This is a genomic window from Rossellomorea aquimaris (genome assembly GCF_003315075.1).
Classification (GTDB): domain Bacteria; phylum Bacillota; class Bacilli; order Bacillales; family Bacillaceae_B; genus Rossellomorea; species Rossellomorea aquimaris_C.
This window is the reverse complement of the sequence record NZ_QNRJ01000002.1, coordinates 306218-331362: the sequence shown is the minus strand read 5'-3', so window position 1 is coordinate 331362 and position 25145 is coordinate 306218. Positions and strand designations below refer to the sequence as shown.

Below are 25145 nucleotides of genomic sequence, written 5' to 3'. Positions count from 1 at the left end.
TTGTGGTATTGATCCTTATTCCTTACTGTCTTAACCGAACACAGTCCACACAGAGGTTTCCGCAACAAAACATTTTTTCCTGTGGGACATAGAACCGATGCCGATAAACATACAATGATCCTTCTTCCCTGAAAAAAATCGTATCAGAATGCAGTCTCTTTCCCCGCATCGCTCTAGCCGACCATTTTTTAATGGAGTACTCGATGTCACTCTTCTCTTTCTTGGATCTTATATAGATAAATGGGATGCCTGCGCTCCATTTCACATGCGCATCTTCAATCCCGTCCGCTTGTCGAAGTTGATCGATAAAAAAGTCCCAAATCATATTCAAATCCATGGTGACCCTCCGTTCTGTCCTTCATTATGTAGTATTCACTGTACGCTTTGTTTCATGAAAGTTCACACCATTACGTATTGCTTACCGCCACATTATTATGCTAGACTTATAAAAAAGTGATTCCTAGAGGGGAAACTATATGTTAACTGAGAGACAAGGTTTAGTTGTTTGGTTACATAGTTTGAAGCATGCCAAGTCCCTGAGGCGATTTGGGAATGTTCACTATGTTTCGAAGAAAATGAAATATGTTGTACTTTATTGTAATCAAGATGAAATCGACACGGTAATGGAAAGAATAGCTGCCTATTCCTACGTGAAAAAGGTAGATCCTTCCCATAAGCCATTTATAAAGTCCGTTTTTGAAAACTCCCGCCCGGATAAGGCAAAGGAATATGATTACAAAATGGGATTTTAATGTTTGCTGCCAAAGAGAGTTGTTTTGGCAGCTTTTTTCTTAGGGGTGATACATCTCCCTGTTACAAAAAGCTGCACGATTAACCTATTTTATTGTAAAGGCAGTATATAATGATTTAATCGCAGTATCGCGATCAGATGCTGATAGTACAATGCTTTTTCCGGATAGAGAGTGGAGGGTTTCACATCCATTTGGATGATGACCCTGTCTAATTCCTTAGCCGTTTCTTCAAAAAGGGAGTAGCGCTGGTTTGGTGTGATATTCGGATTTGGGATTCCTTCCCGGCAAACATAAATGGCTTGGAATTTGCCCTGTTCTGTAGGTTTCATCACGACCGCCAGGGATGATACGGCCCGGTTATTAACAATAGTATGAAATGCCATCATATGCTGCAATCGCTCTTTATTGGCTTTTGCAAGCTCCATTAGTTCATAAATATCTGAATATCCTTCTCCTAATTCAATAAAACGTTGAATCATTCATTCAATCTCCTTTTCTTACCGAGTTTATCAATTCCTTATTATTTCAAACATATAGTGATAAGTAAAGATTCAAAATAACTTATAGAGGTGATCGTGACGGCAGACAGTAAAGATCTTGATTTTGGTTAAATGATTGGAAATAATCTAAAAATATTCAACCATTAGCTGCCGGAATCTGCTATTCTTTATGTAACAGACGGAGTCAAGGAGTATAGTATGAAACGTATCCTATTTACATTTGGACTACTTATGATTTTGATTAGTTCCAGCATTCTTTTCTTTCAATGGATGGGATTCACAACAGAAAGTGCCGAAGAGACCGGGGCTGTAAAGGTAAATCAATCTTATTCCATCACACATGAGGAAAACACATTTTTCGTGACACAAACCATTCATTTCTTATCAACAATCCCTAAACAGATAACCATTCAATGGCCAAGTGATGCAAAGGATTTTTCATGTGTAAATGACAGAGGGGATAAGTGTTTAACGAAAGAAAATGGAGAATTCCAATTAAGTGATCTCTATAAAGACCTTAAAGAGATCACGATTACCTATTCATTCGAACAGCAGATCAAAACAGAAGGTATGTTAGTGAAAGATTGGCACCCTGCACTATCTTCTATCGAAACGCTAAATACAGATATACACATAACAGAAAAGAGTTTGAAGACTGGGAAATGGGTAGCAGGATATAAATCTGCCAGCCATAAAAAAAAGAACTATATCGATTATTATTCTTTCATTGGTCAGGGGGAGCCTTCCGCATTATACTGGTCAGGAAATCCACTGATGGAGAAAGCTTCATCTACAGTGAGAATGTTGTACGATCGCACCGGCACAAAAGAGGCTGAGGCAGTCCAACCAGGCTCATTTGAAGGATTTGTGACCGTCATCATCACGGACAAAATCGAGCCCTATGTATCCCCATATCTGATTGTGAGGAACACAGCTGAAAGGGAGCTGTTGAATGAACTGAAAGGGAGCTTACTGTATCAACAGTATTTTTCCACTGATGAAGAGGCTTGGCTTAAAGAATTTATCGTTAGCATCCTTTTGGGGAAACAACCGCACACTTCAAAATCTGCATGGGCATATAAAGAAGTAATGGAAGGACTGACCTCTTCCCAATTGGATGTATTTAAACGGAGGATGGAAGAGGACAAGACCAAAACCGTTGATACAACAAAATTAGATAGGATGTTAGGAAAAGTTACAGGCTTTGACTCTACATTTTTTGCTGAAAGTGTAAATGGAAAAGAGAACGTCCCAATGATTCTTAAAAGCAATAATCCTGTACTCCTCAACAAAAATTCACATAACCTGTCTTACATATTGTATAAACAGAAAGAACTGATTCAATTTCCACAAGCGGTTAAGGCTTTGGGGCTGGACATTCAAGAGATAAAGCCAAACGTATTTTTCACATCGTTGAATGGAAATACATTCAGGTTTTATGTGAATGAAGATTATTTTATTTATAATGAAGAAAATTACGGCTTATTAACGAATCCCATCCAAACGGTTGGGGATTCCATCTATATGGATGTTCACTGGTTCGAGAAATTGTTCAAGGTAGAAGTGACGAATAAGGAAGCTTCCTCCAGAGATGATGAAGGAACGTAAAAAGCCCTGCAGAACTTTCTGCAGGGTCCTTCTATATCCATTTCTGGAAAGAAGGCAAAGGGAGAGGAGAAACCGGAGGAAGAACTTATGGGGAATCGTAAGTCTTCTCCGCGGTTGGCAACAACATCAGTTAGGATGCTGTTACTTCCATTATCACCTATCAGAATGATTTTATACATGTTTTGGGGCAATTTCAGTATGTAGCGATATCTGTCGAGATATGATAGGATAGTGAAGAAAAAATACATATATGGTGGATGATTATGAGAGTAATATCAGGAACGTTAAAAGGAAGACCGTTGAAAGCTGTTCCTGGCAGTGGGACACGGCCGACAACAGATAAGGTGAAAGAATCTATATTTAATATGTTAGGTCCCTATTTTGAAGGGGGTACAGGATTGGATTTATTTGCAGGAAGCGGTGGACTCGGAATAGAAGCCCTGAGTCGTGGACTCCATTCTGTGATTTTCGTGGACCGTGATGCAAAAGCCTTTCAAACCATTAAGGCAAACCTCCACGATTGTGACCTGGTGGAGCAAAGCGAAGTGTATAGGAACGAAGCAACTAGGGCGTTAAAGGCAATTTTAAAAAGAGAGATCACCTTTGATTATATATTTCTTGATCCTCCTTATAAACAGCAGAAGCTTCAACAACTCCTGGAATTCATCGACGAGCACAATCTTCTGAATGAAAGCGGTTACGTCATGTGTGAACATGGGTCGGAGATTACACTGGGAGATAGAGTCGGGGGCTTGGAGAAAATAAGGGAAGAAACGTATGGACTCATAAGAATCTCCATTTTTTCCAAGGGGAACGAAGGAAGAAACGATAAATAGCCAGGGGGTAATATAATGACGAGCATTGCAGTTTGTCCGGGTAGTTTTGATCCCATTACATATGGACATTTAGATATCATTACACGGGGTGCGAAAGTTTTTGATCAAATTTATGTGGTGGTCTTAAATAACTCTTCTAAACAATCACTATTCTCTGTAGAGGAAAGAATTGAATTGATTCGTGAGGTTACGGGAGACATTCCTAATGTAGTTGTCGATTCTTTTCAAGGTCTCTTGGTTGATTACGCAAAGAAAGTGAATGCGAAAGCAATCATTAGAGGATTGCGTGCGGTATCAGACTTTGAGTATGAGATGCAGATCACCTCAATGAACAGGGTTTTAGAAGATGATATCGAGACGTTCTTCATTATGACGAATAATCAATATTCTTTCTTGAGCTCGAGTATAGTAAAAGAAGTGGCTAAGTATGGAGGCAACATATCCGAATTAGTGCCGAAACGGGTGGAAGAATCATTAAAGGAAAAATTTAGTGATTTAAACAAGCCCCAATAATGAATACAGGGTTGATCCAAGTGTGCAGACTTTACCCTTCTCCATTTGTGAGAAGTATATTGTCATAGCCAAAGGGATCAACCCCATTCTTTATTTTTAACCTTTTCTTCTTACATACAGAACAATATAGAGAATCAAACTGAATATCGTGATCACTGGACCTGCTGTCTTAAACCAATACAGCATTTCCGTCCAGAATGCATTGTTTTTCATGGCGAATACAGGGATGGCATTGGAAAGCTGCTCATCCGAAAATCTCTCGTATATCGGTTTCCAAATGATGATGGTCGTGACGGACGCGGCTATTCCATGAACAAATCGGGCATAGAAAAAAGGCTTGAACCGTATATCGGTTTCTGCTAATATACTTGCCACCTGCGCTTGGACGCTGAACCCACTGAACCCCAATATAAAACTTGTAATAATGGCTTGCTGAAGCAGAGTAGCTTCATTTACTCCACTTGTCAGCTTAGAGCCTAACGTGATTTCAAACAAGCCTGAAATAAAAGGAATGCTTAATTGTTCTGGTAATTGGAGCAGAATAAATAGAGTTGAAAAGCCTTCAGCAATAAAGGTTGTAATATGCAAGTGATAAAGCATTTTATTGATGACCGAAAATAAGATAATGAAACCACCGATCATCAGTAAGGTTTGAATGGAAGAGGTGACAGCATCTCCCAAGAGTTTACCTATAGGGCGCTTATCTTGCAGTCTTGTGCGATGAAGAGCAGAAAAGGCTTCCCGAATGATAAAGCCTTTTTTCCCGGAAGACCGATTTCTCAATTCCTCCTTTTCTTTTCCCCCATAGAATCTCATGACGACACCTACACAGATGTTTCCAATATAATGAGCGGCAGCTAAAACAATTCCGAGGGTAGCATTTTGAAAGAACCCAACCGACACAGCTCCAAATATGAATAAAGGATTGGAAGAGTTCGTGAAAGAAACAAGGCGTTCCGCTTCCAATTTCGTGATTTGTTCTTCCTGCCTCAAACGGGCCGTCAGTTTGGCTCCCGATGGAAAACCTGATGCCATTCCCATTGCCCACACAAACCCGCCGACCCCGGGGACCCGGAATAGTGGCCTCATCAAGGGTTCCAACATGACTCCGATAAACCTGACTACACCAAAACCAATCAACATTTCTGACACGATGAAAAATGGCAATAACGAGGGGAATACGATCTCCCACCACATATCTAATCCCCGTATGGAGGCCTCAAGAGATTCTCCCGGCATTATGATGAGAGATGCCGCAAATAAAGTCACGCTCATCGATAAAGCCAAGGTTTTGATTTTCGATTTGAACAACCGGACTTCCCCCTCTTATGAAATAAGTACCTTCTGTATCAATTCCTTGTGAATCGGGAAAAGAATGATAAAATGGGATTAATTCAACTTGTCCTCATATTATTCAATATACTCATACATAATTGAAATAGACCATATGATGAAATGTACCGATAACTCGGCAAAAGGGGGAAGGGCATGGACAGACCCAAAATTGGATTAGCCCTCGGCTCGGGTGGGGCAAGAGGATTTGCACATTTAGGGGTTTTAAAAGCATTTGATGATGCAAAGATCCCTGTAGATATGATCGCAGGAAGCAGTATGGGGGCTCTTGTGGGCTGCTTTTATGGGGTAGGGCATAAGATGGAAGACCTTTACAAGCTTTCCACCACCTTCAGAAGAAAATATTATTTAGACTTTACCGTTCCGAAGATGGGCTTTATTTCGGGTAAGAGGATAAAAGAATTCATTCAGCTTTTTACACATAATAAAAATATTGAAGATTTAAATATTCCCATAAGTGTTGTTGCCACAGATATTACAAATGGTGAAAAAGTGGTGTTTACGACCGGCCCTATCTCAAGTGCGGTCCGGGCAAGTATTGCGATCCCGGGTATATTTGTACCTGAAAGAATAAACGGCCGCTTACTCGTGGACGGAGGAGTCATTGACCGGGTACCTGTTTCGGTTGTTAAAGAGATGGGGGCTGACATCGTCATCGGCGTCGATGTATCTCATGTAAAAAGGAATGCTGAAATCACAACGATTTATGACGTGATCATGCAAAGCATCGATATCCTTCAATTAGAAATCGTCGCACACCGTGAATTTGCTTCTGACTTTATGATCAGACCCCATGTGGAAATGTATAGCACCAGAGCCTTTAAGAATATTGATGAAATTATCGATATGGGGGAGGAAGAGGCGAAGAAGGTTATTCCTTCTATTCAGAAAGCTTTAGATAATTGGAAGGAGTAAAGAGCATGAAAACGAAAACATTAATCAGAACCTTAGTCATCATGACCATTATCATGGTTGCTACATCCTTTTATTATCTTCCCTTTTATGTAACGAAGCCGGGAGGGGCCCATGAACTGGATCCGATCGTAGAGGTGAAGAATGGCTATGAGGACGAAGGTGAATTAATGCTTACAACCGTCAGGATGGGAAGAGCAAATATCTATGCCTATCTTTTGGCCAGCTTAAAAAAATACGAATATATCTTCCCGGTTGAGGAAATCAGAAGCCCTCATGAAAGTGACGAGGAGTATAATCTTCGTCAACTGCACCTTATGGCTGACTCTCAAAACCATGCCATTGAAGTGGCCTATAAAAAAGCGGGTAAATTCTATGAATACACCTACAAAGGTATATATGTCTTGAATATTTACCCATCCATGCCGGCAGAAGAAGTCTTAATGCCCGGTGATCGTATTACGGCCGTTGATGGCAATACATTTCAATCTTCAGAGGAATTCATTGAATATGTCAGTAAGAAAAAAAGTGGGGATTCTGTGAAGATTACTTATGTTCGGGATAAGGAAGAAAAGATAGAAAAGATTTCCTTGAAGGCTTTCCCTGATATGCCGGATAAAGTTGGTCTTGGAATTACGCTAAGTGACGATAAAGAAATCAAAACCGACCCCCCGGTGAAACTGGATACTGAAGAAATTGGTGGTCCTTCAGCAGGATTGATGTTTAGTTTGGAGATTTATAATCAACTAACGAAGGATGACATTACGAAGGGTCATTCTATTGCGGGGACGGGTACGATTTCCGAAAAGGGGGAAGTAGGACGCATTGGCGGTATAGAGCAGAAGGTCATTGCTGCTGACAAAGCAGGTGCAGAATATTTCCTTGCACCTCATGAAAATGTTACAAAAGAAATGAAAGAAAAGTATCCTGAACTTGAATCGAACTATACTGCTGCCAAAAGAACTGCTGAAGACATTGGTACTGATATGAAGGTAATACCTGTGAAAACCTTTGATGAAGCATTAGCATTTTTACAAACATTAGCAAAATAGTTAAAGAGGCTGTCTTAGGTCAGCCTCTTTCTATTTTTTTATATCATTACAGGCGGTTGAGACCATTCCTGATGTAGCGATTTTTTTCGGGCTGACGCATTTTTTAAACCTAATGAAAATATTTCAGCGGCTCTAACATCTAATTCTATATCACTTTGATTAGCACTTGAAAGCTTACTGATTAAAGGCAAGGGCATTTCTTTTTTCTTAGAATGGAGAAATTCCCTTCCCATTTTATTCATTCCAAGCAGGCGGATATAGCTTGGGGAGGCGTGTCTGTTACGCATCTCTTCCTTGCGGGTATTCGTCAGAATATGCAGGAGCATTCGTTGAAGGCGTGTCCATGTATAGCGCTTTGTTTTAAGCTTCGTCATGAATTCTTCAAAGGAAGTCGAGGTTGTAACACACTCCTTCATCCGATTTTCTATCCCTTCTTCTACTTCATATATCTCCTTCAGTTCCTCTTTGGACGAGGAAAGAAGCTTATACTGCAAAATCGTCCAATAATTTTCCCAACGATGGAATCCTCCATACTCGAGTTGGTACTGAGTTAACTGATCAACGGAGGTCGACGGGAGATAAGAATCAATCTTATGGTCACCCTCGCTACTGAATATATTATTCCTTATGCTTGTTGCACTTGCAATTGAAGGAGAAGAGAAGTGTTGATCATGGTACCCGGCAGCTTCCCTTGTAATGGTGTACGCTTTAAGTGACGAGTGAATCTGGTTTCTAGCTTCCATATAATGAAACCCCAGTATATTATTCGGTTTACTTAAATCGATAACGGAGTCTCCGTTCCCTAGTGTTTGAAAGGCTTTAGCAAGGGCGGAAGGATAGCTCATGCCTTCCCGGATAAACCCACTAATATATGTATTATATCGCTCCCGATTCTCTTCAATGAATACGACCGTTTTCTCAAAAGTATCAATATCCCCATCCTCGCTGCCGAAACAAAAACTCTCACAGCCTATGGAATCAAGGAGTGAAATGGCTCCCCTCGAAAAAATCTCAGCATGCTGAGTGGCAAAACAATAGGGAAGTTCAATTACGACGTCAACCCCTGCTTCTAAAGCCATTCTGGTGCGGGACCATTTAGAGACCAGCGCAGGCTCACCACGCTGCAGGAAATGCCCACTCATAACCGCAACCACTATATCAGCGCCAGTTGCCTTCCTCGTTTCCCTTAAATGATGTAAATGACCATTATGAAAGGGGTTATATTCTACTACTACACCTGTTGCTTTCATGAAATTCTCCACATCCTTTCTAAGTCAAAACTATCTGCTATGTAAATCATTATATAAGGAAATGATATAGATTCTCCCCTTTTATGACATAATCATAACTAATATTATAAAATATTTGAAAGTCCTTATATTTAAACGTTATAATTACAACACTATGGTTGTAAAGAGTGTAAAGAAAAAATATTGACAAACGGTATTATGAAAGCTATAATTACCTTTGTTGCCTTGAGGTGATTACATTGAAATGGTCAATAATACAATTACAAAAATTTAGAGACAAGGGACTTTCCATTGACGAAACAATTAATTTGGATGAATTGAAAGAAATCGATCCCCAAATTATAGAAGTCTCACCTATTCGAGTGTCCGGAAAGGCAGATATCGGTTCAAACCGCGTCACTTTCCATCTCCATATAGAAGGAAAGTTAGTATTACCTTGCTCAAGAACCCTTGTGGATGTTGATTTACCAGTTGACATTAATACGATTGAAACGTATCTTCTAAATGAAGCTGATTATGATCAGTATGGTGAAGAGGAAGTACATCGTATTCAAGGTGATGTTATTGATTTAAAACCGGCTATTAGAGAATTACTATTACTTGAGATTCCGATGCAAGTAATCAGTGATGAAGCGAGAGAACAAGATGAGATGCCTTCTGGTAAGAACTGGGAAGTAATGACGGAAGAACAAGCTTATCAAGTCGAACAAGAGGAAGAGAAGAAAGTTGATCCTCGCCTCGCTGACTTAGCAAAACTTCTTGATCAAAACAAGAAATCTTAAAAGCGAAGTACCAGTTCGACTGGCTTCATAATGAGTATGAATCTCTTTTAAGGAGGTGGGAAGAATGGCAGTACCTTTTAGAAGAACATCTAAAACAGCAAAAAGACAACGTCGTACACACTTCAAACTACGTGTACCTGGTATGGTAGCATGCCCAAACTGTGGTGAAATGAAACTAGCACACCGTGTTTGTAAAGAGTGCGGAACGTATAAAGGTAAAGAAGTTGTAAACAAATAATATTGTTTACACCCGAAAAAAGCGTGAAAGAGGCCATGGCTCTTCACGCTTTTTTTATTGTCATTTTCAAGAAAGACCTGTTCATCCCATACAGAAAACCATACACTATAAGTAAGACAGGAGGGGTCTTTAAAGTGGGAGAATATATCATACATATGAACAAAGGTGGAATACTGCAGTTTATCATCAACCGCCCCGGGAAACGGAATGCAGTCAGTTATGAAATTATGGAGGGACTCGAAAAAGCTTTAAACGAGTGTATGTATAATGATCACGTGAAAGCACTCCTTATAACGGGAAGTGGTGATCAGGCTTTTTGCTCCGGTGGGGACTTGACTCAATTTCATAACCTTAAGACAGAGAGTGAAAGTTATGAAATGCTCAGTAAAATGGGGGGACTCATTACGAGGCTTGCCTTTCTGCCAAAGCCCACGATCGCCTTTATAAATGGAACGGCAATTGGCGGCGGATGTGAGATCGCAACGGCATGTGATTTTAGAATTGCTAAAAGAACTGCGAAAATGGGGTTCGTCCAAGGGAATCTAGCCATTACCACTGGCTGGGGAGGCGGAACCTTACTTCTTGAGAGGATTTCAGTGTCAAATGCGCTTTCACTCCTGATGACAGCCAGGGTAGAAGAAGCAGAATTCCTTCATGATATAGGGTTCGTGGATGAGTTAGTGGATGACATCATGCCACCCCATGAAATTCCCCTCATTAAAATGATCTCATTGAAATCAGAGGGGGTATTGAAGGCATATAAGCAGCAGCTCCTTGAGAGATGGGATAAAAAAAGAATAGAAGAGAATATCGGGAAGGAAATAAGACAATGTGCTAAGCTCTGGGCAAGTGATGAGCACCATGAAGCAGTGGACAAATTCTTTGAAAAATAAGTGAAACATAACAAAAAGGAACAGGTGAAGATTGACTCCCTGTTCCTTTTTGTATGCTTAAAAAAATAGTGGTGCAGATTCTATCTTCTCTAGTAAGAGCATATGTATGGATAAACTGATCTTACAGGGGGGATGGAAATGTCTTCGAATCGACAGGATGCATGGAGTCAAGATGAAGATGTATTGTTAGCGGAAGTGGTATTACGTCATATACGAGAAGGCGGTACCCAGCTTCAAGCGTTTGAAGAGGTAGGAAGAAAACTATCTAGAACATCAGCAGCCTGCGGCTTTCGCTGGAACTCATTTGTTCGCAAACAATATAAATCTGGAATCGAACTGGCTAAAAAACAGAGAAAGCAGTCTAAGAAATATTCTCCAATCGTTAAGGCAAACGAGGAAAAGCAGGAAGTGCCGAAACAACCAGTGGAGAGTTCCTCGGAGCTTGAAGTTCCCGAAGTGTTTTCAATGGGAAGCATGATAAATTATCTTCAAAAAGCAGAGGAAGCCGTTCGAAATGGGGAAAAAGTAAGGAATGAAAATACTCAGCTCCATGGACAAATCTCTTTATTGAAAGAGAAGCTTCAAGAGGTTGAAGAGGAGTTGAAAGAATACGAAGCAAAATTTAATCTCCTTGAAGAAGATCATAAGTCATTGTTAGCTATTTTTGAAAAAGCAAGGAAAATGGCTCTATTGCAAGGAAATGAAGACAAGGTAAAGTTTCAAATGGATAAAAACGGTAACCTTCAGCGGTTGAATAAATGAAGAGAAAGATAGGCTGGCTAATATCTTTAGCCAGCCTATCTTTGGGTTTGTATTAGCTGATTTTCTGTTCTGTGACACCTTCAGGGAACCATACGTATGGATTTTCGCCTAAATCTCTTTCCACTTCGTATGTTACGGCTTCGAAGCCCATTTTCTCCCAGAACCCCTGGGATTTGATACGGGAATTTGTTTTAATGGGTAAACCTAAGCTTTTTGCGAATTCTACCAGCATTTTTCCATAGCTTTTGTTTTGATATTTTGGTAATACTTCAAGCTTCCATAGCTCCAAGTAATTTTGGGGTGGATCGAAGTACTGATCAAATCGGGCATTGCGCTGGTACAAACTCATTCTGGCAACCAGCGTATCGCCAAAGTAAATTCCGTAAAATGGTGATTCACTGTCATTTTCAATAATATTTGCTTGTAAGTCTTCCAGCATGGATAATTCCTGGACACCATATTCTTTAAATTTCTTAAACTCTTCGAGAGTTTTATAGTTTACTTTTAATTTCTCCACTTTCACTGCCATCGTATGACCTCCTAAATTGCTGAAAAATAAATCTGGAAAACATGATGAATCATGTATCCGTTTGCAACTGATCGTGTGATCAAGCAAGTATTTATTATTATTATATAACAAATAAACAAAAAATTCTGCACTTAATTAAGAAAACGTTTACAATAAAGAAGAAGGAATTCGACGATTTTTGTAGAATTCGTAATATGAACAGATGTGTTCTATAAAGAAAGGGGAGAGATTGTGCAGAAGATTCTAATTGCAAATAGGGGAGAAATTGCTTCAAGAATTATTAAAACCTGTAAACAATTAAACATTCAAACAGTCGCGGTTTATTCCGATGCAGATCAGGATATGCCCTTTGTTAAAGAAGCGGATATTGCTCACCGCATAGGTGAATCACAGGTGAACCGCTCATACTTGGTAGCGGACAATATACTCGATGTAGCGAAAAAGGAAAAAGTGGATGGAATCCATCCCGGATATGGTCTCCTATCAGAAAATGCGGACTTTGCCAGAAGAGTTGCAGAAGAAGGCATCTCCTTTATTGGGCCAGCTCATGATATCATCGAAAAGATGGGAGACAAGGTAGAGGCTAGAAGAGTGATGCAAGATGCATCCGTACCAGTCGTTCCTGGAAGTGATGGAGGAGTGGACACCATTGATGCTGCCAAGAGTGTAGCAAATGAAATTGGTTATCCCGTTATGTTGAAGGCCAGTGGTGGAGGCGGTGGAATCGGTATGATTCGCTGTGAAAATGAGCAAGCGCTCGTTCAAAGCTTCGATTCTACTAAAAACCGGGCTAAAGCCTATTTCGGGAAAGAGGAAGTCTTTCTTGAGAAATGTATTGAAAATGCGAGACACGTTGAAGTACAAATCTTTGGAGATCATCATGGGAATTTGGTGCATCTTTTTGAGCGTAATTGCTCTGTGCAAAGAAGAAACCAAAAAGTGATAGAAGAATCACCTTCCCCAGGCCTTTCTCAAGAAACGAAGGAGAAAATGTTTGCATCTGCCATCCAAGCTGGTAAAGCAGTAGACTATACGAATGCTGGAACAGTGGAGTTCATCGTTGATGATGAGGAAAATTTTTATTTTTTGGAAATGAATACACGACTTCAAGTGGAGCATCCGGTCACTGAATCCATCACGGGATTGGATTTAGTGAAGTGGCAGCTTTTGGTAGCTTCTGGAGAGCCTCTTCCTCTAAGCAAACAGGAGGAAATCCATGTAAACGGTCATGCCATTGAGTTCAGGGTATATGCTGAGGATCCAAAGACTTTTTACCCGTCTCCAGGTCAGTTAACGACCTTACGATGGGGTAATGGGGATGATGTTCGAATAGACAGCGGTTATGAAGAGGGGAATAAAGTCACTCCTTTCTATGATCCGATGATCTCTAAATGCATCATCAAAGGAGATGACCGTAAGGACGCGTTACATAAAGCCAAGCTCTTCTTTGAAGGGGTAAACATTGAAGGGGTTAAAACAAATGTCACTCTCTTCAAGGATATCATTGAAGATAGAGGCTTTATTGAAGGAACTTATACAACGAAATGGCTACAGGACTTTTTAACGGCCAACCAAACGTAAGAACAATAAATGCAGCACATTAAGGTAGTGTCTGTAAAGAATTCAACTATAAGAGAACAAACTGGAGGAATCAATCATGAAGGAAATTACATCATCAATGGCAGGAACGGTTTTAAACGTACTGGTAGAACAAGGTGGAGAGGTGTCTGTTGGAGATACTGTCTTAATGCTAGAATCAATGAAAATGGAAATCCCCGTTGAAGCTGAAACGGGAGGGAAGGTTTCTGAAATTAAAGTGAGTGTAGGGGATTTTGTCAATGAAGGGGATGTATTACTCGTTATTGAAGGTTAACCCGAGTATGCAGACATTAAGTCAGAGATGATGTGTTCATCTCTGACTTGTTTACGCATTTACATAAAACGACGGAGGGGATATTATGTCGACATCTAAAACGATCATCAACACTCTCGAACAAACGAGAGAAAGGATTACTTCGGGTGGTCAGCCGAAATATCATGAGAAATTGAAAGAACAGAAAAAGATGTTTGTTCGTGATCGACTTCAACAATTATTTGATAATGGGGATTATCAAGAAGATGGTATGTTTGCAAACAATAAGGCAGAAGATCTGCCGGCGGATGGAGTCGTAACGGCAATCGGGAAGGTCGGAGGCCAGACTGTTTGCGTAATGGCGAATGATTCCACAGTTAAAGCGGGATCATGGGGAGCGAGAACCGTTGAGAAAATCATTCGGATTCAAGAAACCGCGCTGAATTTAAAAGTGCCTATCTTTTATTTAGTAGATTCGGCCGGAGCTCGTATTACCGATCAGTTAGATATGTTCCCTAATCGGCGTGGGGCAGGTAAAATCTTTCACAATCAAGTGAAAATGTCAGGAATGGTTCCGCAAATTTGCGTTCTTTTTGGTCCTTCAGCAGCTGGTGGGGCGTATATCCCTGCTTTTTGTGACATAGTGATCATGGTTGATGGGAATGCGTCTATGTACCTTGGTTCTCCTCGAATGGCAGAGAAAGTGATCGGTGAGAAAGTAACGCTTGAAGAAATGGGTGGTGCAAGAATGCACTGCACTGTCAGTGGATGTGGAGATCTTCTTGCAGCATCTGAAGAGGAAGCGATTGAAGAAGCGAAGAGATATTTAAGTTATTTCCCAGCGAATTATCAGCACAAGCCTGCCGTTAAGGAAGGTCTCGCTCCTAAGCATGAGAAGCTGTTGGAAGACATTATCCCGGAACATCAAAATGCCCCTTTTAATATGTACGATTGCATCGATACATTAATTGATGAAGGAAGTTTCTTTGAAATGAAAAAACTTTTCGCTCCTGAATTAATCACGGGCTTCGGGCGCATGGATGGTAAAGTGGTCGGAATCATTGCCAACCAGCCGAAGGTAAAGGGAGGAGTCCTATTCCATGATTCTGCGGACAAGGGGGCGAAATTCATCCAGTTATGTGATGCCTTCCATATTCCGTTATTATTCCTGGCCGATGTGCCTGGGTTTATGATAGGGACAAAAGTGGAGAGAGCCGGGATCATCCGCCATGGAGCAAAGTTGATAGCAGCCATGAGCTCTGCAACGGTTACGAAGATATCTGTCATTGTAAGAAAAGCATATGGCGCGGGTCTATATGCAATGGCAGGTCCAGCTTTTGATCCGGATGTTTGTATTGCCCTCCCTACAGCCCAAATTGCTGTAATGGGACCGGAAGCAGCCGTAAATGCGGTTTATTCAAATAAGATACAAGCTATCGAAGATCCAAAAGAGAGAATTCAATATGTTCAAGAAAAGCAGAAGGAATATAAAGAGCATATCGATATTTATAAATTGGCATCGGAATTAATTGTAGATGAAATTACAGCACCGAATGAGTTGCGTTCCGTATTAATTCAACGTTATAAACTTTATGAAACGAAAGATGTTCAATTTAGTGAAAGAAAACATCCCGTATATCCTGTTTAAACAAGGTTATGTATGGCTCGTTCCTTTGGGACGGGTCTTTTCTTTCGAGTGAAGGGTGATTCTTTTAGCCTATGGTTTTCTAGTTGCCGAAAATTTGGTAAACTATTCTTAAAAACATGTACGAGTAAGGAGTCATTATGAAAATAGGAATCATTGGAGGAGGAGCAGTTGGGCTTTTGTTTGCAGGGTATTTGGGCCAAAAGTTTGATGTCACTCTTATTGTTAGGAGAGAGCTACAGTTACAGAGTCTGTTAATGAACGGGATAACTGTACATAAAGGAGGCTCTTCATTCACAACGCGAGTCGACTCTGATCTTCTTACGGAAGTTTCCATGAAGTTTGACTTCGTCATTGTGGCAGTGAAGGAATATGATTTAAAACCCCTGGAGAAAGTGTTGGAGCTTATGGATAAGAATCAACCCCTATTATTTCTTCAGAATGGAATTGGACATCTGGAATGGGTGGAATCTTTGCCCCACCACAATTTACTAGCGGGTTCCGTAGAGCATGGCGCTCTGAAAGAAAACGACCACGTGCTCCATCATTTAGGAGTAGGGAAGACAAATCTTGCTTTAATTAAAGGAGAATGGGGAGCTGTAGAAGAATTAGTATCACAGAGTATTCCTTCTTTTCCATTTTTATTAAAACAAGACTTTGAGGAAATGCTCCTAACTAAGTTATTCGTCAATGTACTCATCAACCCTCTGACTGCTTTAACCCGGGTAAGGAACGGGAAGCTGGTTGAGAACCCGCATCTTCATCAATTACAAAGGGACTTATTCCAAGAACTGCTTCTCCTATATCCTCATATGGAAAGAAATGTTTCCTTTGAAGGGGTGGTGGAGATTTGCAATAATACATACGAAAACAGGTCTTCCATGCTAAAAGACATTGAATCTGAAAGGAAAACAGAAATAGAGTCTATCTTAGGCGTTCTTCTGGAAAAAGCACAAAGAGAACACCATTTTGTACCCATCATGAATGTAGTATACAGATTAGTTAAAGGAATTGAACGAGAAGGTCTGGGGGGATAAAATGGCTTCAATTTTTTCTACCATCATTGCCATATTTGTGTTAATCCCATTTTTGGGATATTTCATCAGTTTCATTCTAGCGAAAGAGATCATGAAGAACCATCGGAAAGCCGTTCATCTGGCCATAGATGTTACAACCTTTTTATTAATCGTCTCAGTTCACTTCATCGTCATTGCCATTTGGCAAACCTCATACCTATGGCTGATCTTCCTTATCATTTGCTCCATTGGAGTTCTATTTGCCATCCTATACTGGAAAGCGAAGGGTGAGATACACTACCCTAAGGTGCTGAGAGGTTTCTGGCGACTGAACTTTCTGTTATTCTTTACGGCTTATATAACACTGATGATCACAGGACTGATCCTCCGTATTCTGGATTTATATTAGAAAAAACAACAGGCAAGTTTTTTCCTTTTCTTCATGTGTAATGATATACTCATCGTTAGGATATAAAGTGCTAGAAAAGGAGTCATTCAAATGGAAGTGGAAAGCTTAAACATTCCAGCAATAAATAAGTTCGCCTCTCAATACTTAAAACAAGAAGAGCCAGTCACTTCTTTTTTTCACTATAATGTAAACAGTTCTTCCGTCTATTCTGACCGGATGAAAGATTTGGCTTCCCGTCAGTTTCAGAGAGAGGATCTTGCAGAATGTATATCTTCTTATATGAAGTCATTGCCGTCATCTGAAAAGGTAGAAGAATCGTTGGGGAAATTGAGAAACGATGCCGTAACCGTCATCGCTGGGCAACAGGCCGGTCTAATGACTGGTCCACTCTACACCATACATAAAATCATTTCGGTCATTCAACTAGCCAGGCAACAGGAAGCTGAGTTAAAGCATCCTGTTGTACCTGTTTTTTGGATTGCGGGTGAAGATCATGATTATCAAGAAGTGAATCATATTTACGTTGAAAAAGGATCAAAGCTTGATAAAGTCGGGTATCCGGAAAGAATAACAGAAAAGAAAATGACCTCTCATATTACGTATGAAAAAACAGTCATGAAGAAATGGCTTGATGATATATTAGTAATACTGGGAGAAACAGAGCATACAAAACAGCTGGCATCCGACCTGACTAAAATGATTGACGAAGAAGAGGATATTGTTCGATTCTTTGCCCATTTCGTGATGAGCTTATTCAAAGATTTCGGATTATTGGTCATCGATTCTGCTTATCCCCGATTAAGGAAGCTTGAATCAAGACATTTTCACCATTTGATTGAAAACAGTCAATCCATCACGGATAAGGTGCTTGAGCAACAAGAAGAAATCCGGAAAAATGGGTATGGAACTCAATTGGACATTTCCCCATTAGCCGCTAATCTATTTATCCAGCTTCAGGATGAACGTGCTTTGTTAGAAAGAGAAGGTAATAAGTTCTTTGAGAAGAATAGCGGTAAAGCCTATTCCAATCTTGAACTACTTTCCATTCTGGATGAAAGTCCGGAATCATTCAGCAATAATGTTGTCACCAGACCCATGATGCAAGAATGGTTATTTCCAACACTCGCATTTGTGGCTGGCCCTGGTGAAATTGCCTATTGGGGTGAATTGAAAAAAGCCTTTGAATATGTGGACTTGAAAATGCCTCCGGTTGTCCCAAGGTTAAATATAACCATAGTGGAACGAGAAATAGAGAAGAGAATCCAAGATCTTCAATTGACTCTGCATGGAGTGATTACAGAAGGAGTTTCCACGGCTCGTGATGCATTTTGGAAATCCCTCGAGCGCCCTGATTTAGAGTTTGAAATGAAGGAAATTCAGGAAGAACTGCAGCGTAAATATGAAAAGATTCGCGAACAGGCAGTTAGTATTGATCAGGGGTTACATCCGATCATTGATAAGAATCTTGAATTCCACTTGAGTCAATTCGATTATCTGCGCAACAAAGTGGACAAAGCCTTGAAGGATAAGAATTCATTAACTTTTAATCAATTCATGAAGGTGGAAAACAGTATCAGGCCAAATGAAGGCCCACAGGAAAGAACGTGGAATGTCCTTTATTTCTTAAACAAATACGGACCTCATTTTGTGGAAGACCTGACACTTCTTGAATTCACATTTGATGGGACTCACAAAGTGGTCTATATCTAATGGAAGACTCGTACGATATTCATAGTCTCGACAAGCAAAAAAATAAAAGGACCTAATTCGTTTTATATTGCGAATTAGGTCCTTTTTACGTTGGATAAAGACAAATTTCACCTAAGGAAAATTGTCTGGAAAAGAGAGAAAAACACTAATGAAAAATAGAGGAAATATTTTGCAAGTAAAGAATTTAGAAAAGAGTGGAGAAAAGTGGGGGGATGTGGTACATTTGTGTTAGAAAGTGGGGGCAGTGCATATGTTCATGGGCGAATATCAACATAACATTGATAATAAAGGCCGTTTAATCGTACCTGCCAAGTTCCGTGATCACCTCGGAGATTCATTTGTCATCACCCGAGGGTTGGATCAATGTTTATTTGGTTATCCCATGGACGAGTGGCGAGCTCTTGAAGACAAGCTCAAAGCCCTACCACTGACAAAAAAAGATGCCCGTGCCTTCACTCGATTCTTCTTCTCGGGAGCAACTGAGAGCGAATTAGATAAAACGGGTAGGGTGAATATTCCTGCTACACTTGTGAATTATGCACAATTAGATAAAGAATGCATTATTTTAGGAGTTTCCAATCGAATTGAGATTTGGAGTAAATCATTATGGGAAGACTATTTCACACAGTCTGAAGATTCATTTGCTGAGCTTGCAGAAAAGATGGTTGGGTTTGATATTTAACCCCCACAAAACGTTCGATTGGAAAGGTGAAGTCAACATGTTTAAACATACAACTGTATTATTAAAAGAAACGGTGGATGGTCTGGATATTAAAGAAGATGGAGTCTATGTAGATTGTACTCTGGGTGGAGCAGGGCATAGCGAGTACCTCGTAAGCCAGTTATCACCTGAGGGGCATCTGTATTGCTTCGATCAGGATGAAACAGCCATCAACCACGCAAAAGAAAAGCTTTCATCCTATCAGGATAGAGTTACATTCGTTCAATCAAATTTCCGGAATCTGAAGGAAGAACTTGAACAACTTGGAGTACATAGTGTGGACGGGATTTTATACGACCTTGGTGTGTCATCGCCTCAACTGGATACTCCGGAAAGAGGGTTCAGTTATCACCATGATGCTCCTCTCGATATGAGAATGGACTTGCAAGGTGACGTAACGGCTTACGATGTGGTTAATCATTGGTCGTTTGAAGATTTGGTTCGTATTTTTTACCGATATGGAGAAGAAAAGTTCTCTAAGCAAATTGCGAGAAAAATTGAAGCGGCACGTGACAAAAAGGCGATTGAAACAACGAGTGAACTAGTCGATCTCATTAAGGATGGTATTCCGGCCCCTGCAAGACGAAAAGGCGGTCATCCTGCTAAGAGAGTCTTTCAAGCCATACGAATTGCCGTCAATGATGAACTGGGAGCCTTTGAAGACTCACTTGAACAAGCGATAGAGCTTCTCCATAAGGGAGGAAGAGTGAGCGTGATTACATTCCATTCCCTCGAAGATCGCATTTGTAAGACGATGTTCAAGGAGAAGGCATCAGGACCTGACCTGCCTCCGGGATTACCGATTATTCCTGAGGGTTATGAAGCAGAACTGAAGCTTGTAACGAGAAAACCGATCCTGCCTAGTGATGACGAATTAGAAGAAAATAACCGCGCTAGGTCAGCTAAATTAAGAATCGCAGAAAAAAATATATAAATAGAAGGAAACAGGAGGGAGAATTTTGAGTAACTTAGCCAGAAAGTACGAGCAGCAAAAAGTTGAGAAAACCAATCAATCCGTTCAAGCCAATCCTAAGCGCCTTAGTGAAGAGAGAAGATCCGTCATTACACCGGGGGAAAAGATCCTTGTAGCCATTTTCACAGCGGTATTTTGCTTCTTAGCCGTTCAGATTGTGACAACACAAGCTGCCATCTATGATGTGAATAAAGATGTTCAGCACGTTGAATCAACCATTGAAAAGCAGGAAAAGGCGAATAATGACCTTAAGCTTCAAGTAAGTGAGCTTAGTACGTATGAGCGTATTCTTGAAAAAGCGAAAGAGCTTGGACTTAATCTGAAAGAAAAGAACGTTAAGGTTGTTGAACAGTAATGAAAAAAAGACCAAGTATGAACATAGGGGCAGCCATCCTTTTCGGATTTTTCGGCTTGCTCTTTTTTGTATTAATGGTTCGCTTTGTCACGATTCAGGTCACAGGGGAAGCTGAAGGTAAAGTCCTGGCATCACAAGCGGCAAAAAAATATATAAAAAGTCAAATTTTAGAAGCTCACAGGGGGACGATTTTTGACGGGAAAGGTGAAGTCATTGCCGAGGATACTTCTGCCTATACGCTCGTAGCCATATTAAATCCGAGCATCACGAGTGATCCGAAAAAGCCTAAGCATGTAACAGATCCCCGAAAAACAGCAAAAGCTCTGGCACCATACCTTGATATGGAGGAGAGCAAAATATATGACCGCCTTAATCAAGATGGAAAGTATCAGGTCGAATTTGGTTCTGCAGGGAGAGATCTATCTCATCAAATGATGCTCGAGATTAAAGAGGAAAACATACCTGGAATCACATTCAGGAAAGAAGCAAAGCGCTTTTATCCTAATGGCTCATTCGCATCTCATCTTATAGGTTTTGCACAAAAAACCACTGCGGATAATGGTGATTCCAAAACAGTAGGAAAAATGGGTGTGGAAGCAAGTTTTGATGATGTGTTAAGTGGTAAGGACGGTTCGGTGGAATATAAGAGTGATGTTTGGGGATATTTACTCCCTAACGCTGATGAGCATGTTACCGCTCCCCAAGATGGGGATGACATCTATTTAACCATCGATAAAAAAATTCAAACGTTCTTAGAAGAGGCAATGAATGAAGTCCAGAAAAAATATAAACCTAAAAAAATGTTTGCCATCGTATCAGACCCGAAAACCGGGAAAATTCTAGCAATGTCACAGAGGCCGACATTCCACCCGGATTCGAGAGAAGGTTTATTGGATAACTGGACGAATATCATCGTGGAGGATACATACGAACCCGGCTCCACAATGAAGTCCTTTTCTCTTGCAGCGGCTGTGAATGAAGGAAAGTTCAATCCCAATGAACTGTATGAATCAGGTAAATATTATGTTGAAAATGTCCCTAATCCCATCAGAGATCACAATGGAGGGGAAGGTTGGGGGACGATTTCCTATTTAGAAGGGGTCCAGAGATCTTCTAATGTGGCATTTGCGAACCTTTTGGATAAAATCGGTTTCAAGAAGTACGAAGATTACTTGCATGAGTTTGGATTCGGAAAAGCAACCGATGTCGGATTACCGAATGAGGCGTCCGGATCTATTCTTTATCATTATCCAATTGAAAAGTATACGACCATTTTTGGGCAAGGTACCACCGTTACTCCACTTCAAATGATTCAGGCAGAATCTGCAATAGCGAATAATGGTGAAATGATGAAACCTTATGTGATCTCTAAAATAGTCGACCCGAATTCAAAGGAAGTCATCAAAGAAACAAAACCTGAAGTAGCAGGGAAACCCATTTCAAAAGAAACGGCTGAAAAGACGAGAGAATATCTCGAAACAACGGTTACTTCAGAAGATGGTACAGGTACGAGATTTGCTATTGAAGGTTATCGTGTTGGAGGAAAGTCTGGATCCGGCCAGATTCCTGATCCAGAAACGGGGCAATACATGAGAGGAAAAGAAAACTATCTTTTTTCATTCATGGGCATGGCACCTATTGAAGATCCTGAGCTAATTGTTTATGTCGGTGTTCAACAGCCTGAGTTGGAGAATAGTGAAATAGGGTCTGACCCTGTATCGGCTATTTTCAGACCGGTTATGCAGAATAGCCTAAAGTACTTAAACATTAAACCTCAGGAAAAAGTGAGCTTGAAAAAGTTGACGCTTCCCGATACGAAGGAAATGAGTATAGAAGAAGCAAAGAAAGCTCTGGAGGCAGCAGGTGCTGCACCTGTTGTGGTCGGTAATGGCTCTAAAGTAGAAAAGCAATTGCCGCAAGCAGGCAGTGATATTCTGCAAGGGGAAAGAGTCGTAATCAAATCCGATGGAGACACCACGATTCCGGATATGAAGGGATGGTCTGTAAGGGATGTCTTTAAAGTGGCAAATCTTGCAGGTCTGAAAATCAATATGGTTGGAAACGGCTATGCTGTCAGTCAAAATATTCAACCGGGGGTTCCTGTGGGAAAAGAAGAGCCTCTAGTGGTTAATTTTAGTACTCCGGAAGAACAAGTACAGCAAGATGAAAATACGGAAGAACCACCGCTGAACTAAATAAATAGGGCTGACTTATGTATGTGACTCACTCGAACCCGAATCGATCTCTTTTGAACCGATTTAGGTTCGAGTGCCATTCACATCGAAGTCGCCCTTTTCTTATGGGAACAATCGATAAAAATTGACGTGAATGATTACGCCTCCCTCATCCTTTCATGGATTTCAAACATACCCAAATAAGTACAAGCATATAATGGAACGAGCCATAGAAGGGGAGGTTCCATTAGTGAAAAGAGTATCCAATGTAACGGTAAGGAAAAGGTTAGCGGTAGCGCTTGTAGTAGGAGTCCTGATTTTCTCCATTATTGATATAAGGCTGGGGTATGTTCAGTTTTTTAAAGGGGACTGGCTTACAAGTTTAGCAAAAGACTCATGGAGTCGGAATATCCCATTTCAACCGGAGAGAGGGAAAATAGTAGACCGTAATGGGGTAGAACTAGCTGGAAACCAAAGTGCCCCGACGATATTTGTCGTTCCGAGACAAATCACAGATCCTAAAGGAACAGCGGATAAACTGGCAGCTGTTCTTAATATTTCAGTAGAATCTGCATATAAATATGTTACACAGAGAGACAGTATGGTGTTGATTAAAGAAGCTAGAAAGATCTCATATGAAAAGGCAAAAGAGGTCAGGGACCTGAATTTAAAAGGGGTTTACTTAGGCGAAGACTCTAAACGTTATTATCCATACGGCAGTTATTTATCCCATGTGCTTGGCTTCGCGGGAATTGATAATCAAGGGCTGATGGGGCTTGAATTGTCATATGATGAGGAGCTTAGTGGTGATAAAGGGTATGTTAAATTTTTCTCCGACGCAAAAGGAAAGCGAATGCCTGATATGGCAGATGACTTTGAAAAACCGGAAAATGGCTTGGATTTAAAGCTTACGATTGATACGAAAGTCCAAACCATCGTGGAGCGTGAATTGGATATTGCTCAAGCGACTTACAACCCCGATGGAATTATCGCCATTGCTATGAACCCCAAAAATGGCGAGATATTGGCGATGTCAAGCAGGCCGACCTTTGACCCGGCGAATTTCCGGAATGTACCCCAGGAAATATATAACCGGAATTTACCGATTTGGAGCACTTACGAACCTGGTTCGACGTTTAAGATCATTACTCTCGCTGCTGCGCTGGAGGAAAATAAGGTGGATCTTTATAAAGAAAAGTTCCATGATCCCGGCCATGTTGAAGTTTCGGGATCCACCCTTCATTGTTGGAAGCGCGGAGGACATGGAACCCAAACATTTTTGGAAGTGGTCCAAAATTCATGTAACCCGGGATTTGTCGAGTTAGGTGAGAGATTAGGGAAAGAAAAACTATTCAGCTATATTCATGATTTTGGTTTTGGACAAAAGACCGGCATTGATCTTCAAGGAGAGGGGAAAGGGATTCTCTTTAATCTTGATCGAGTCGGTCCTGTAGAACAAGCTACGACCGCCTTCGGTCAGGGGGTTGCCGTCACGCCGATTCAACAGGTAGCGGCTGTATCAGCAGCCGTCAATGGAGGGATCCTGTATCAACCGTATATCGCTAAGGAGTTGATTGACCCTTCAACTGGAGAAGTGGTGATGAGAAAGACCCCTCAAATGAAGAAGAGGGTCATCTCGGAAGAAACTTCAAAACAGATTCGTGAAGCATTGGAAAGTGTTGTAGCGAAAGGGAGCGGTAAGAAAGCTTTTGTAGATGGTTATCGGGTAGGCGGGAAAACGGGAACCGCTCAAAAAGCAAAGGATGGTAAATACTTAGAAAACAATCACATCGTTTCCTTTATGGGAATAGCGCCTGCGGATGACCCTGAAATTGTCGTGTACGTGGCTGTCGATAACCCGAAAGGCACCATTCAATTCGGTGGAGTCGTAGCTGCACCTATTGGAGGCAGTATCATAGGCGATAGTTTAGAAGCAATGGGAGTACCAAAACGTAAAGGTCAAATCGAGAAAGAGATGACGTGGACCGATATTCCATTAATTGAAACCCCTGACTTAGTTGGTTTAACGAAAAAAGAGTTACAGCAGCAGCTAGTGAATCTTAATCTGGATGTAAGTGGAAGTGGAGATAAAGTGGTCAGTCAATCTCCTGATCCGGGAGTGAAGATCAAGCAAGGCTCCAAAGTGAGGGTGTATCTTTCGGAATGATTTGGAAGTAAGTCAACATGATGGTGTATTTGTGATATACTTTTTATTTATGCCGGGGGCTTTATATCCGTAAGGGGAGCCCCGTTTTTCTTTAATTAGTGTGGCAGAGTGCCATTTTCTCATATTCATAATGAACTAAGTTA

The 25145-nt window shown here is 40.7% G+C and carries 26 protein-coding genes; 21 read left to right on the top strand and 5 right to left on the bottom strand.

From position 1 onward, the window contains the following. Positions 1–22: 22 nt before the first annotated feature. Positions 23–337 (bottom strand): hypothetical protein, encoded by a 315-nt coding sequence (locus DET59_RS04100; protein ID WP_113968330.1) that lies wholly within the window; start codon positions 335–337, stop codon positions 23–25. Positions 338–476: 139 nt separating this feature from the next. Between DET59_RS04100 and DET59_RS04095 the strand changes: the two genes are divergently transcribed. Then, on the top strand, positions 477–752 hold the full coding sequence (locus tag DET59_RS04095) for a YlbG family protein (protein ID WP_113968329.1): 276 nt from the start codon (positions 477–479) through the stop codon (positions 750–752). An 89-nt stretch (positions 753–841) separates the two neighbouring features. Here DET59_RS04095 and DET59_RS04090 read toward each other — a convergent pair whose 3' ends face one another. After that, positions 842–1231, bottom strand: coding sequence for a DUF7147 family protein (locus DET59_RS04090; RefSeq protein ID WP_113968328.1), 390 nt, complete (start codon positions 1229–1231; stop codon positions 842–844). A gap of 219 nt (positions 1232–1450) precedes the next feature. Between DET59_RS04090 and DET59_RS04085 the strand changes: the two genes are divergently transcribed. From DET59_RS04085 to coaD, 3 genes are all read left to right on the top strand, one after another. Further along, positions 1451–2860, top strand: a complete 1410-nt coding sequence (locus DET59_RS04085) for a hypothetical protein (RefSeq protein ID WP_113968327.1) — start codon at positions 1451–1453, stop codon at positions 2858–2860. Positions 2861–3123: 263 nt separating this feature from the next. After that, positions 3124–3696 carry a 16S rRNA (guanine(966)-N(2))-methyltransferase RsmD gene (rsmD, locus tag DET59_RS04080; protein ID WP_113968326.1) on the top strand — a complete coding sequence of 191 codons (573 nt, stop codon included), beginning with the start codon at positions 3124–3126 and terminating at the stop codon, positions 3694–3696. Between the two features lie 15 nt (positions 3697–3711). Next, the gene (gene coaD / locus DET59_RS04075; protein ID WP_113968325.1) at positions 3712–4209 is read left to right on the top strand and encodes a pantetheine-phosphate adenylyltransferase; all 498 of its coding nucleotides are present in this window, start codon (positions 3712–3714) and stop codon (positions 4207–4209) included. A gap of 96 nt (positions 4210–4305) precedes the next feature. Here coaD and ylbJ read toward each other — a convergent pair whose 3' ends face one another. Next, the gene (gene ylbJ, locus DET59_RS04070) at positions 4306–5520 is read right to left on the bottom strand and encodes a sporulation integral membrane protein YlbJ (protein WP_113968324.1); all 1215 of its coding nucleotides are present in this window, start codon (positions 5518–5520) and stop codon (positions 4306–4308) included. A gap of 177 nt (positions 5521–5697) precedes the next feature. Between ylbJ and DET59_RS04065 the strand changes: the two genes are divergently transcribed. Both DET59_RS04065 and DET59_RS04060 read left to right on the top strand, forming a co-directional pair. Continuing rightward, positions 5698–6477 carry a patatin-like phospholipase family protein gene (locus DET59_RS04065; protein WP_113968323.1) on the top strand — a complete coding sequence of 260 codons (780 nt, stop codon included), beginning with the start codon at positions 5698–5700 and terminating at the stop codon, positions 6475–6477. A gap of 5 nt (positions 6478–6482) precedes the next feature. Continuing rightward, positions 6483–7526, top strand: a complete 1044-nt coding sequence (locus tag DET59_RS04060) for a SepM family pheromone-processing serine protease (RefSeq protein WP_113968322.1) — start codon at positions 6483–6485, stop codon at positions 7524–7526. A 38-nt stretch (positions 7527–7564) separates the two neighbouring features. On the opposite strand, the gene DET59_RS04055 is transcribed toward DET59_RS04060, so the two are convergent. Then, on the bottom strand, positions 7565–8776 hold the full coding sequence (locus tag DET59_RS04055) for a nucleotidyltransferase (RefSeq protein WP_113968321.1): 1212 nt from the start codon (positions 8774–8776) through the stop codon (positions 7565–7567). 239 nt (positions 8777–9015) lie between these two features. Between DET59_RS04055 and DET59_RS04050 the strand changes: the two genes are divergently transcribed. The 4 genes from DET59_RS04050 (at position 9016) to DET59_RS04035 (ending at position 11451) form a co-directional block, all read left to right on the top strand. Then, positions 9016–9558 (top strand): YceD family protein, encoded by a 543-nt coding sequence (locus DET59_RS04050; protein ID WP_113968320.1) that lies wholly within the window; start codon positions 9016–9018, stop codon positions 9556–9558. Between the two features lie 64 nt (positions 9559–9622). Further along, entirely contained in the window at positions 9623–9796 is a 174-nt protein-coding gene (rpmF, locus tag DET59_RS04045; protein WP_044337494.1) for a 50S ribosomal protein L32, read from the top strand. A 134-nt stretch (positions 9797–9930) separates the two neighbouring features. Continuing rightward, positions 9931–10689: an enoyl-CoA hydratase/isomerase family protein gene (locus DET59_RS04040; RefSeq protein ID WP_113968319.1), complete on the top strand. Its 759-nt coding sequence runs from the start codon at positions 9931–9933 to the stop codon at positions 10687–10689. A 138-nt stretch (positions 10690–10827) separates the two neighbouring features. After that, positions 10828–11451 carry an RsfA family transcriptional regulator gene (locus DET59_RS04035; protein WP_113968318.1) on the top strand — a complete coding sequence of 208 codons (624 nt, stop codon included), beginning with the start codon at positions 10828–10830 and terminating at the stop codon, positions 11449–11451. 52 nt (positions 11452–11503) lie between these two features. Here the strand turns inward: DET59_RS04035 and DET59_RS04030 are convergent, their stop codons facing one another. Continuing rightward, complete coding sequence (locus DET59_RS04030) at positions 11504–11980, bottom strand: N-acetyltransferase (protein WP_113968317.1); 477 nt, start codon at positions 11978–11980, stop codon at positions 11504–11506. A 231-nt stretch (positions 11981–12211) separates the two neighbouring features. Between DET59_RS04030 and DET59_RS04025 the strand changes: the two genes are divergently transcribed. The 11 genes from DET59_RS04025 to DET59_RS03975 all read left to right on the top strand — a co-directional run bounded on the left by DET59_RS04025 (position 12212) and on the right by DET59_RS03975 (position 25002). Further along, positions 12212–13561 (top strand): acetyl-CoA carboxylase biotin carboxylase subunit, encoded by a 1350-nt coding sequence (locus tag DET59_RS04025; protein ID WP_113968316.1) that lies wholly within the window; start codon positions 12212–12214, stop codon positions 13559–13561. Between the two features lie 76 nt (positions 13562–13637). Then, complete coding sequence (locus tag DET59_RS04020; protein ID WP_113968315.1) at positions 13638–13853, top strand: biotin/lipoyl-binding carrier protein; 216 nt, start codon at positions 13638–13640, stop codon at positions 13851–13853. An 85-nt stretch (positions 13854–13938) separates the two neighbouring features. Beyond that, on the top strand, positions 13939–15480 hold the full coding sequence (locus DET59_RS04015) for an acyl-CoA carboxylase subunit beta (protein WP_113968314.1): 1542 nt from the start codon (positions 13939–13941) through the stop codon (positions 15478–15480). A 137-nt stretch (positions 15481–15617) separates the two neighbouring features. Beyond that, positions 15618–16514, top strand: coding sequence for a 2-dehydropantoate 2-reductase (locus DET59_RS04010; protein ID WP_113968313.1), 897 nt, complete (start codon positions 15618–15620; stop codon positions 16512–16514). Position 16515: 1 nt separating this feature from the next. Beyond that, the gene (locus DET59_RS04005; protein WP_113968312.1) at positions 16516–16902 is read left to right on the top strand and encodes a DUF3397 domain-containing protein; all 387 of its coding nucleotides are present in this window, start codon (positions 16516–16518) and stop codon (positions 16900–16902) included. A 90-nt stretch (positions 16903–16992) separates the two neighbouring features. Then, on the top strand, positions 16993–18612 hold the full coding sequence (gene bshC, locus DET59_RS04000; RefSeq protein WP_113968311.1) for a bacillithiol biosynthesis cysteine-adding enzyme BshC: 1620 nt from the start codon (positions 16993–16995) through the stop codon (positions 18610–18612). A 250-nt stretch (positions 18613–18862) separates the two neighbouring features. Further along, positions 18863–19294 carry a division/cell wall cluster transcriptional repressor MraZ gene (gene mraZ / locus DET59_RS03995; RefSeq protein WP_113968310.1) on the top strand — a complete coding sequence of 144 codons (432 nt, stop codon included), beginning with the start codon at positions 18863–18865 and terminating at the stop codon, positions 19292–19294. A 37-nt stretch (positions 19295–19331) separates the two neighbouring features. Beyond that, positions 19332–20267, top strand: coding sequence for a 16S rRNA (cytosine(1402)-N(4))-methyltransferase RsmH (gene rsmH, locus DET59_RS03990; RefSeq protein ID WP_113968309.1), 936 nt, complete (start codon positions 19332–19334; stop codon positions 20265–20267). Positions 20268–20292: 25 nt separating this feature from the next. Next, a complete protein-coding gene (ftsL, locus tag DET59_RS03985) occupies positions 20293–20661 on the top strand; it encodes a cell division protein FtsL (RefSeq protein ID WP_113968308.1) in 369 nt (122 codons plus the stop codon). Then, on the top strand, positions 20661–22856 hold the full coding sequence (locus DET59_RS03980) for a penicillin-binding protein (RefSeq protein WP_113968307.1): 2196 nt from the start codon (positions 20661–20663) through the stop codon (positions 22854–22856). The genes ftsL and DET59_RS03980 overlap by 1 nt, the downstream gene beginning before the upstream one ends. 229 nt (positions 22857–23085) lie before the next feature. Then, positions 23086–25002, top strand: a complete 1917-nt coding sequence (locus tag DET59_RS03975) for a stage V sporulation protein D (RefSeq protein ID WP_258549561.1) — start codon at positions 23086–23088, stop codon at positions 25000–25002. Positions 25003–25145 lie beyond the last annotated feature (143 nt).

Excerpts from the sequence above, each read along its gene's own strand:
- rpmF (WP_044337494.1), top strand. The coding sequence starts at position 9,623 with ATGGCAGTACCTTTTAGAAGAACATCTAAAACAGCAAAAAGACAACGT.
- DET59_RS04090 (WP_113968328.1), bottom strand. The coding sequence starts at position 1,231 with ATGATTCAACGTTTTATTGAATTAGGAGAAGGATATTCAGATATTTAT.
- DET59_RS04010 (WP_113968313.1), top strand. The coding sequence starts at position 15,618 with ATGAAAATAGGAATCATTGGAGGAGGAGCAGTTGGGCTTTTGTTTGCA.
- DET59_RS04005 (WP_113968312.1), top strand. The coding sequence starts at position 16,516 with ATGGCTTCAATTTTTTCTACCATCATTGCCATATTTGTGTTAATCCCA.
- mraZ (WP_113968310.1), top strand. The coding sequence starts at position 18,863 with ATGTTCATGGGCGAATATCAACATAACATTGATAATAAAGGCCGTTTA.
- DET59_RS04055 (WP_113968321.1), bottom strand. The coding sequence starts at position 8,776 with ATGAAAGCAACAGGTGTAGTAGTAGAATATAACCCCTTTCATAATGGT.
- rsmH (WP_113968309.1), top strand. The coding sequence starts at position 19,332 with ATGTTTAAACATACAACTGTATTATTAAAAGAAACGGTGGATGGTCTG.
- rsmD (WP_113968326.1), top strand. The coding sequence starts at position 3,124 with ATGAGAGTAATATCAGGAACGTTAAAAGGAAGACCGTTGAAAGCTGTT.
- DET59_RS04030 (WP_113968317.1), bottom strand. The coding sequence starts at position 11,980 with ATGGCAGTGAAAGTGGAGAAATTAAAAGTAAACTATAAAACTCTCGAA.
- DET59_RS04060 (WP_113968322.1), top strand. The coding sequence starts at position 6,483 with ATGAAAACGAAAACATTAATCAGAACCTTAGTCATCATGACCATTATC.
- bshC (WP_113968311.1), top strand. The coding sequence starts at position 16,993 with ATGGAAGTGGAAAGCTTAAACATTCCAGCAATAAATAAGTTCGCCTCT.
- DET59_RS04085 (WP_113968327.1), top strand. The coding sequence starts at position 1,451 with ATGAAACGTATCCTATTTACATTTGGACTACTTATGATTTTGATTAGT.
- DET59_RS04100 (WP_113968330.1), bottom strand. The coding sequence starts at position 337 with ATGGATTTGAATATGATTTGGGACTTTTTTATCGATCAACTTCGACAA.
- DET59_RS04015 (WP_113968314.1), top strand. The coding sequence starts at position 13,939 with ATGTCGACATCTAAAACGATCATCAACACTCTCGAACAAACGAGAGAA.
- DET59_RS04035 (WP_113968318.1), top strand. The coding sequence starts at position 10,828 with ATGTCTTCGAATCGACAGGATGCATGGAGTCAAGATGAAGATGTATTG.
- DET59_RS03980 (WP_113968307.1), top strand. The coding sequence starts at position 20,661 with ATGAAAAAAAGACCAAGTATGAACATAGGGGCAGCCATCCTTTTCGGA.
- coaD (WP_113968325.1), top strand. The coding sequence starts at position 3,712 with ATGACGAGCATTGCAGTTTGTCCGGGTAGTTTTGATCCCATTACATAT.
- DET59_RS04095 (WP_113968329.1), top strand. The coding sequence starts at position 477 with ATGTTAACTGAGAGACAAGGTTTAGTTGTTTGGTTACATAGTTTGAAG.
- DET59_RS04020 (WP_113968315.1), top strand. The coding sequence starts at position 13,638 with ATGAAGGAAATTACATCATCAATGGCAGGAACGGTTTTAAACGTACTG.
- DET59_RS04065 (WP_113968323.1), top strand. The coding sequence starts at position 5,698 with ATGGACAGACCCAAAATTGGATTAGCCCTCGGCTCGGGTGGGGCAAGA.